Annotated in this window: 2 protein-coding genes; both read right to left on the bottom strand. The window is 62.4% G+C overall.

Annotated elements, in window-relative coordinates:
- Positions 1–263: alpha/beta hydrolase-fold protein (locus AC1DT2_RS23840; protein WP_477299167.1), on the bottom strand; the 263-nt coding region annotated here is incomplete at its 3' end.
- Between the two features lie 105 nt (positions 264–368).
- Positions 369–1,244: methylmalonyl-CoA mutase family protein (locus AC1DT2_RS23835; RefSeq protein WP_477299165.1), on the bottom strand; the 876-nt coding region annotated here is incomplete at its 5' end.

Genomic DNA, 1,244 nt, shown 5'->3' with positions numbered 1-1,244 from the left:
ACAAGGATGAGTGGCTGGATTTCGCCGGCGCGGATTCCCTCGTCGAGCGCTTTCGCCACATGGGGGAAGTCTTCCTGAAGGCCACCGTCGGGCATGTAGAGGACGGGGTAGCGGTCGGTCGATGTGTCGTAGCCGGGGGGTTTGTAGACGTTGAGGTGGCGGGTTTCGGCGGGGGTTGTGGTGGTTAGGGTGAAGGTGTCGTGGGGCGGGGTTTGGGCGCGGGCGGTCAGCGACGCGATGGAAAGCGCCAGGGCGAGAAACATGGCCCTGGCGCTAGCACCCATCGCCGATGAATCGGCTCCCACAGAAGACCTGCGCTGGATCGACATCGATCGCTCCCTCGATATGTATCGAGGGAGCTTAGGCGATTACATGTTGCGGCGGTATTCGCCGCCGACGTCGTAGAGGGCGTGGCTGATCTGGCCGAGGGAATTGTTCTTCACCGCGTCCATGAGCTGTTCGAACACGTTGCGGCGCTCGCGTGCGGTTTTCTGCAGGGTGCGCAGGCTTTCCGGGGCGAGGCTGTTGCGGGCGCGGCCGTAGAGCAGCACGTTGTCGATCTGCTGGCCCTTCTCTTCTTCCGTGGAACGGATGAGTTCGATCTCGGTAGAGATCTCGCCGCCGTGGTCCTTCGGCAGGAAGGTATTGACGCCGATGAGGGGAAGCGAGCCGTCGTGCTTCTTGTGCTCGTAGTACATCGACTCTTCCTGGATCTTGCCGCGCTGGTACATCGTGTCCATGGCGCCGAGCACGCCACCGCGCTCGCTGATCGCCTCGAATTCCTTGTAGACCGCTTCTTCGACCAGGTCGGTCAGCTCGTCGACCACGTAGCTACCCTGCCAGGGGTTCTCATTGAAATTGAGGCCGAGCTCACGGTTGATGATGAGCTGGATGGCGACGGCACGACGCACGCTCTCTTCCGTCGGCGTGGTGATCGCCTCGTCGTACGCGTTGGTGTGCAGGCTGTTGCAGTTGTCGAACAGCGCGTACAGCGCCTGCAACGTGGTGCGGATGTCGTTGAACTGGATTTCCTGCGCGTGCAGCGAGCGGCCGGAGGTCTGGATGTGATACTTCAGCATCTGGCTGCGTGCGCTGGCACCGTAGCGCTCGCGCATGGCGCGGGCCCAGATGCGACGGGCCACGCGACCGATCACCGTGTATTCCGGGTCCATGCCGTTGGAGAAGAAGAACGACAGGTTCGCCGCGAAGTCGTCGACCTTCATGCCGCGTGCGAGGTAGTACTC

It is taken from the genome of Luteibacter sp. P4_E6 (assembly GCF_056401535.1).
This window is presented reverse-complemented; position numbering and strand designations above follow the sequence as displayed.